The organism is Cupriavidus sp. SIMBA_020 (genome assembly GCF_046535395.1).
GTDB classification, from domain to species: Bacteria; Pseudomonadota; Gammaproteobacteria; order Burkholderiales; family Burkholderiaceae; genus Cupriavidus; species Cupriavidus campinensis.
On sequence record NZ_JAWRWU010000937.1, the window covers coordinates 1 to 260 of the forward strand.

Consider the following 260-nt stretch of genomic DNA (forward strand, 5'->3'; position numbering starts at 1 on the left):
CTGCGGGCGATTGCCGGGGGGTGACGGCGGCAGCCGCCTACAGGATGCCGGCCGTCAATGCCTTGAGCGTGGCCGCCGCGCGGGTGGAACACTCCAGCTTGCGGAACACGCTTTCCACGTGGGTGCGCACGGTGCTGGGGCTGATGTTCAGGGCGCGCGCGGCTTCCTTGTTGCTGGCGCCCAGGCTGATCTGGCGCAGCACGTCCAACTCGCGTTGCGACAGCGCCGAGGCCGCGCGGCGCGGGGCGGCGCTGGCGTCG

The 260-nt window shown here is 72.7% G+C and carries 1 protein-coding gene; it reads right to left on the reverse strand.

The features are described from left to right. Positions 1–37 precede the first annotated feature (37 nt). On the reverse strand, positions 38–260 hold a 223-nt coding region (locus tag SB751_RS32205), incomplete at its 5' end, for a response regulator transcription factor (RefSeq protein ID WP_410749287.1).